The organism is Anaerobutyricum hallii DSM 3353, assembly GCF_000173975.1.
Lineage (GTDB): Bacteria > Bacillota > Clostridia > Lachnospirales > Lachnospiraceae > Anaerobutyricum > Anaerobutyricum hallii.
Map to the genome: position 1 here is coordinate 187,591 of NZ_ACEP01000064.1, position 7,308 is coordinate 194,898.

The 7,308-nt window shown below is 37.8% G+C and carries 7 protein-coding genes; all 7 read left to right on the top strand.

The window, feature by feature from the left end:
* Window positions 1–36 precede the first annotated feature (36 nt).
* The 7 genes from trkA to EUBHAL_RS06450 all read left to right on the top strand — a co-directional run bounded on the left by trkA (window position 37) and on the right by EUBHAL_RS06450 (window position 7,113).
* A complete protein-coding gene (gene trkA / locus EUBHAL_RS06420) occupies window positions 37–1,440 on the top strand; it encodes a Trk system potassium transporter TrkA (protein WP_005346704.1) in 1,404 nt (467 codons plus the stop codon).
* 14 nt (window positions 1,441–1,454) lie between these two features.
* Window positions 1,455–2,933 (top strand): TrkH family potassium uptake protein, encoded by a 1,479-nt coding sequence (locus EUBHAL_RS06425; protein WP_005346706.1) that lies wholly within the window; start codon window positions 1,455–1,457, stop codon window positions 2,931–2,933.
* Between the two features lie 551 nt (window positions 2,934–3,484).
* On the top strand, window positions 3,485–3,694 hold the full coding sequence (locus EUBHAL_RS06430; protein ID WP_005346709.1) for a FeoA family protein: 210 nt from the start codon (window positions 3,485–3,487) through the stop codon (window positions 3,692–3,694).
* A 53-nt stretch (window positions 3,695–3,747) separates the two neighbouring features.
* Window positions 3,748–3,969 (top strand): FeoA family protein, encoded by a 222-nt coding sequence (locus EUBHAL_RS06435; protein ID WP_005346713.1) that lies wholly within the window; start codon window positions 3,748–3,750, stop codon window positions 3,967–3,969.
* A gap of 154 nt (window positions 3,970–4,123) precedes the next feature.
* Window positions 4,124–6,316 carry a ferrous iron transport protein B gene (gene feoB / locus EUBHAL_RS06440; protein ID WP_022169346.1) on the top strand — a complete coding sequence of 731 codons (2,193 nt, stop codon included), beginning with the start codon at window positions 4,124–4,126 and terminating at the stop codon, window positions 6,314–6,316.
* 103 nt (window positions 6,317–6,419) lie between these two features.
* Complete coding sequence (locus EUBHAL_RS06445) at window positions 6,420–6,587, top strand: FeoB-associated Cys-rich membrane protein (RefSeq protein WP_005346720.1); 168 nt, start codon at window positions 6,420–6,422, stop codon at window positions 6,585–6,587.
* A gap of 55 nt (window positions 6,588–6,642) precedes the next feature.
* On the top strand, window positions 6,643–7,113 hold the full coding sequence (locus EUBHAL_RS06450) for a transcriptional repressor (RefSeq protein WP_005346721.1): 471 nt from the start codon (window positions 6,643–6,645) through the stop codon (window positions 7,111–7,113).
* Window positions 7,114–7,308: the final 195 nt, after the last annotated feature.

A 7,308-nucleotide genomic window follows, 5' to 3' on the forward strand; every position in this document is an offset into this window, starting at 1 on the left:
ATTTTTGGACTCAGCGAAAGTACAGGAGGAAAAAGTATGTTTAGTTTTATGAATCCCGGAAAGAGCAAACCGGCGAAAAAGGGATTAAAGATTATCATTGTAGGCTGTGGTAAGGTTGGAACAACGCTAGTAGAACAGCTTAGTAAAGAGGGACATGACATTATCATTATTGACAAGAATGCGAAAAAAGTACAGGAAATCGCGAATATATACGACATTATGGGTATCGTAGGGAATGGTGCCAGTTACAGCGTGCAGATGGATGCAGGAATTGAAGATACGGATCTTATCATCTCTGTGACAGAATCGGATGAGCTGAACCTTCTTTGTTGTACAGTAGCAAAACAGGTTGGTGACTGTGCAGCGATTGCCAGAGTCCGCACCCCGGATTACAGCAAAGAGGCGGGATACCTTCGAGAAAAGTTAGGTCTTGCGATGATTATTAATCCAGAGCTTGAAGCAGCGAGAGAGGCAGCAAGGATTTTATTCCTTCCATCTGCGTTAGAAGTTAACTCTTTTGCACACGGTCAGGCGGAATTGATTAAGTTTGCAATTCCTGCAGGAAATATATTAGATGGGCTTCAGATAGCAGAGCTCCGTGGAAAGATAGAAACGAATATTCTTGTATGCGGTGTAGAGAGAGATGGAGAAGTACATATTCCTTCTGGTGATTTTATATTACAGCAGGGAGATGTTATTTCTGTTGTTGCTTCCCGCAAAATTGCAAGAGAATTCCTTTCTCATATCGGATTTGAGACAAAGCAGGTAAAGAATACGATGATTATCGGCGGAGGTAAGGCAGCGTATTATCTTGCAAAGAACCTTTTAGATGTTGGAATTGATGTAAAGATTATAGAGAGCAATAAGGAGCGGTGTGAGGAATTATCCATTCTTCTTCCAAAAGCAATTATTATCAACGGTGATGGAACCGATCAGGAATTATTAAGGGAAGAGGGACTTCCTTATGTAGAGTCTTTTGTTCCACTTACCGGAATTGATGAAGAGAATATTCTTTTAACATTGCATACAAGACAAGTTTCCAAGGCAAAAGTAATTACAAAGATTAATCGTATTAATTTTAAGGATGTTATTGCAAAGCTTGATTTAGGAAGCGTGATTTATCCAAGATATATTACATCAGAGGCAATTATTGCTTATGTACGTGCGAGACAAGCTTCTCTTGACAGTAATATTGAAACTCTGTACCATATGTTTGACCATCGTGTTGAGGCGATTGAATTCAGAGTGTATGAAGAATCTGCCGTAACAAATATTCCGTTAAAAGATTTAGCGCTGAAGAAAGATTTGCTTTTTTGTTTTATCAATCGAAATGGTGCGATTATTCTTCCAAATGGTCAGGATTCCATTCAGGTAGGGGATACGGTTATGGTCGTAACCACACATACAGGCTTTAATGACTTAAGAGATATTTTGGCATAAGTACGGAGGACAATATGAACAGTTCGATTATTCGTTTTGTATTAGGATATGTATTGAAGATGGAAGCAGTGTTAATGCTTCTTCCTTGTATTGTTGCTGTGCTCTACCGGGAGCAGACAGGTTTTGCCTATCTTTTAGTGGCAGCGGTATCTATGGCATTTGGTACATTGATGACGATAAAGAAACCCAAAAGTCATGTGTTTTATTTAAAAGAGGGCTGTGTAGCAACGGCTTTAAGCTGGATATTTTTAAGTTTTTTTGGTGCACTGCCATTCTGGATTTCTGGAGAAATTCCATCTTTGATCGATGCTTTATTTGAGACAGTTTCTGGTTTTACGACAACCGGTTCAAGTATTTTAGCAGATGTGGAAGCACTTTCTCATTGTGCTTTATTCTGGAGAAGCTTTACTCACTGGATTGGCGGTATGGGAGTACTGGTATTCCTTCTTGCGGTTATTCCGTTAAGTGGAGGTTCTCATATTAACTTAATGCGTGCAGAAAGTCCGGGACCATCTGTAGGAAAGCTTGTGCCAAAGATTAAATACACTGCACAGATTCTCTATATTATTTATTTTGGAATGACAATTGTAGAGATTGTGCTTCTTCTTATCAGCAGGATGCCTGCATTTGATGCGATTACTCTGTCGTTTGGAACGGCAGGTACCGGTGGCTTTGGTATAAAGGGAGACAGTCTTGCCAGTTATACGGCACTGCAGCAGTGGATTGTCACTATATTTATGATTTTATTTGGAGTAAACTTCAACGCTTATTATTTGATTTTATTTAGAAAGTTCAAAAAAGCACTTCAAATGGAGGAAGTACGCGCATACTTTGCTATTATTTTCGTGGCAACAGCAATTATTACCGGTAGTTTAGTCGGAGGAAATATGCAGTTTTTTGATGCACTTCGTCATGCCGCATTCCAAGTGGGTTCTATCATTACAACAACAGGATATGCAACCGTCAATTTTGATGCTTGGTCGCAGACTTGCCGGGCAATTCTTGTCCTTTTGATGTTTGTGGGAGCCTGTGCAGGAAGTACTGGTGGAGGAATAAAAGTATCTCGTTTTATTGTTATGGTAAAGACAATGATTAAGGAACTCAATTCCTACATCCATCCAAAGAGTGTAAAGAAGATTAAAATGGATGACAAACCAATAGAGCATGAAGTAGTACGCTCCATTAATGTATATTTTATTACCTTTATGATTATTTTTGTCGCTTCAGTCATAGCCATTTCATTTGAAGGCCATGATCTTGTAACGAACTTTACTGCTATAGCAGCGACAATCAACAATATTGGTCCGGGGCTTAGTATGGTTGGTCCGGACTGTAACTTTGGATTCTTCAGTGATTTTTCCAAGCTTGTTATTATTTTTGATATGCTTGCAGGAAGACTGGAATTATTCCCGTTACTTATTTTATTCCATCCAGCGATTTGGAAGGAATTGTTTACGCAGAAAATCACGATGAGGAGGAAGAAGAAATTCTGAGTTGCTGCAGGCAAGGCAGGCACCCTCCGGGAATAAAAGAAACTATATTTGTGACTTTAGTCGCGGCAGTTTGAATACTTGCTTATGCGCTCGTATCTAAACCTTGCTCCGAGGTCACAAATATAGTTTCTTTAATCTTTCCAACATATTTTTCGAGCGTTCATCTGCAAATCCCTCTCCAACTAATTCCCCAAATTTTCAATAAACAAAATTCAAGAAAATAAATTATAATTATAATCTTCAGAAAGTAAGAGACTTTTTGTTCGTTTTGTTATTCCAAACCGGAAAGCAGAAAAATATCTATGTTTACTTTTGGTAAAGTCAATAGTGGATTTTATTGCCTTTTTATAAAAGTTGAACAAAAATGTAGGGGGTTATTGATAGGCATATGAAATAAGAGTTAGTTATTGAAAATATTTCTCAATAAATGCATTGACTTCTAATTATAATTAGGGTATACTAACTTTCGTAGAAAAGAAATTCATACAGATGTACTAGGTGATTATCAGATACACTGTCGGAAAATTTGCTTTAGAAAAGGAGATGATAATATGCCACTGTCTATGGTGAAAGCAGGAGAACCAAACGTCATTAAAAAGGTAGGAGGAAAGTCAGAAACGAAAAAGTTTCTTGAAAACCTTGGCTTCGTTGTTGGTGGTCTGGTGACCGTAATATCAGAAATCAATGGCAGTCTCATTGTGAATGTCAAAGATTCCAGAGTTGCTATTGGAAAAGATATGGCTAATAAAATCCTTGTTTAAAGCAAGTTTTTTGTTCCGATGAATAAGTATGAATAAAAAGGGAGAATAAAGACATGAAAACATTAAAAGAAGTCGCTGTTGGTCAGACAGTAACAGTGAAGAAGCTTTCTGGTGCCGGTCCTGTGAAACGTCGTATTATGGACATGGGAATCACAAAAGGTGTTGAAGTTTATGTAAGAAAGGTTGCTCCTCTTGGTGATCCTGTAGAGGTAACAGTAAGAGGTTACGAGTTGTCTCTTAGAAGAGCAGATGCAGAGATGATTGAGGTAGAATAATCAATTTTTTTTACTCTTTTAGTTAGTACTTGCTAATATATATTAGCAGTTGCGCGTTAATGTTAGTAATGACATCTAAAGATAAGCAATAATAAACTTTAGTTGTTTTTTTAAAACATTAGTAAGTTTGAAATTTGAGGAAAAGGAGAAAAAAATGTCAGTAAAAATTGCGTTAGCAGGTAACCCAAACTGCGGTAAAACGACATTATTTAATGCCCTGACAGGTTCTAACCAGTTTGTTGGTAACTGGCCGGGTGTTACTGTAGAGAAAAAGGAAGGAAAGTTAAAGGGACATAAAGATGTTGTCATCATGGATTTACCAGGTATCTATTCCCTTTCTCCATATACATTAGAGGAGGTAGTTGCAAGAAATTATCTCATTGGAGAAAGACCAGATGCAATCATCAACATTGTAGATGGTACGAACATCGAGCGTAACCTTTACTTATCCACACAGATTATGGAACTTGGTATTCCAGTAATCATGGCAATCAACATGATGGACCTCTTAGAGAAATCTGGAGAGAAGATTGACATTGCAAAACTTGGTAAAGACCTTGGGTGTGAAGTTGTTGAGATTTCCGCATTAAAAGGTACTGGAATCAAGAAGGCAGCAGAAAAGGCAGTTGCATTAGCACAGTCTAAGAAGTCTGCAGAAGTTGTACATAGCTTTGATAAGAAGGTAGAAGATGCAATTGATGCTGTAAAGGTAATGTTGGGTTCTCAGGTTCCAGAAGAACAGAAACGTTTCTTCGCAATCAAGCTTCTTGAAAGAGATGATAAGATTGTAGAACAGTTAAATACAGTTCCAGATGTTTCTAATGAGATTAAAGCTCTTGAAGATGCATTCGATGATGATACAGAAAGTATCATTACTAACGAAAGATATGTATACATTTCTTCCGTAGTAGCAGATAGCTGCAAGAAGAATGGAGCTAAGAAGCTTACAACATCTGATAAGATTGACCGTATCGTAACAAACCGCTGGCTTGCACTTCCAATTTTTGCGGTTGTTATGTTCATTGTTTATTATGTATCCGTATCTACGGTAGGTGACTGGGCAACGACCTGGGCAAATGATGGAGTATTTGGTGACGGATGGCATCTCTTTGGTATTAAGTCTCTTTTCATCCCTAGTGTTCCTAGCATTGTAGAAGGTGCTTTAAATGCTGTTGGATGTGCAGACTGGTTATCTGGATTAATTCTTGATGGTATTGTTGCTGGTGTTGGTGCTGTACTTGGTTTCGTACCTCAGATGCTCGTATTATTTATTTTCCTTGCATTCTTAGAGTCTTGTGGTTACATGGCCAGAGTTGCATTCATTATGGATAGAATTTTCCGTAAGTTTGGTCTTTCTGGTAAATCTTTCATCCCAATGTTAATTGGTACAGGATGTGGTGTTCCTGGTGTTATGGCATCCAGAACAATTGAGAATGACCGCGATCGAAAAATGACAATTATGACAACCACTTTCATTCCTTGTGGAGCAAAACTTCCGATTATCGCATTAATCGCAGGTGCGCTTTTCAACGGAGCATGGTGGGTTGCACCAAGCGCATATTTTGTTGGTATTGCAGCAATCATTTGCTCTGGTATTATTTTAAAGAAAACAAAAATGTTTGCAGGAGAGCCTGCACCGTTCGTTATGGAACTTCCAGCTTATCATATGCCAACTGTTTCTAACGTATTAAGAAGTATGTGGGAAAGAGCATGGTCTTTCATCAAAAAAGCAGGAACAATCATTCTTTTATCTACAATCATCTTATGGTTCCTTATGAACTTTGGATGGGTTGACGGAAACTTTGGAATGCTTGAGGCAGAACAGTTAAATGACAGTATTTTAGCAACTATCGGTAATGTAATCGCTCCAATCTTTGCACCTCTTGGATGGGGAGACTGGAAGATGGCAGTAGCAGCCGTTACTGGATTAATCGCAAAAGAGAACGTAGTAGGTACATTCGGTATTCTCTTCGGATTTGCAGAAGTTGCAGAAGATGGTAGCGAATTCTGGGGACAGCTTGCTAACAGCTTACCAGCAGTAGCAGCTTACTCTTTCTTAGTGTTCAACTTACTTTGTGCGCCATGTTTCGCAGCTATGGGTGCTATCAAGAGAGAGATGAACAACATTAAATGGTTCTTCTTTGCAATTGGATACCAGTGCTTACTTGCTTATGTAGTAGGTCTTTGCATTTATCAGGTTGGTACATTAATCACAGCAGGTACATTCGGAATTGGTACAGTAGTAGCATTTGTACTTATCATCGGATTTATCTACCTTCTGTTCAGACCTTATAAAGAAAGTAATACATTAAATGTTAATGTAAAAAGCGTAGCAAAGGCAAAATAATTAAAAAGATTATATATCTGTTCAGAATTATGATTTGTGATTCTGAACAGATGATCAATAGTTTACGATAATTGATATTTTATATAGAAGGGAAGTGTATGAGATGGGAACAATAATTGTGGGACTTATCCTTGTTTTAATCGTTTCCCTTATTATTCGAAGCATGGTAAAAGATAAGAAAAGCGGAAAGTCAATTCAATGCGGAGGAAGCTGCTCACATTGTGCGGGACATTGCTCTGCCCCTTGTGACACTCCTTCTAACAGAGATTAAGTATAACTATTCCGAATAGTTGCGATTAGATTAGATAAAAGAAAGAAGTGTGGATATGCTGCAAAAAGCTAATCAGAATCTTCCGATTAATGATGTGGGAATTCACAGAACACAGATGCAGAAAGAGATAATATTGCAAAAGTTAAAAGAGCGTGGCTGTCGGATTACCAGACAGAGAAAGATGCTTTTAGATGTGATTTTGAATGAAGACTGCTCCAGTTGCAAAGAAATTTACTATAAAGCATCTATGAAGGATTCTGGAATCGGAACAGCTACAGTATACCGCATGATTAATATTCTGGAAGAAATCGGTGCATTAAGTCGAAAGAACATGTATAAGATTGCGTGTGGACCGGAATGTGAAGTCAAAGACGCCTGTGTGATTGAATTCGATGATGATACGATTATTGAACTTTCCGGCAAAAGCTGGAATCAGGTAGTGCAGTTAGGGTTAAGAGCCTGTGGTTACTCCAGCGGTCATAAGATTAAGAGTGTAACTGCGAAGTCCTGTGAATTTTCAAGATAAAAATAAAAAATATATGCCATTATAGAATAACCCTGGAAGACTTAAATCTTCTGGGGGTTATTTATTTTGATAAAAAAATAACAATTTAATAAGCCAGATATGTGGCGTGAATGATAAAAATACAGAAAAAATACAATATCTAGTACTTTCTTAGAAAACAAAAAAATCTTCAAAAAATGCTTGACGCAACTCTAT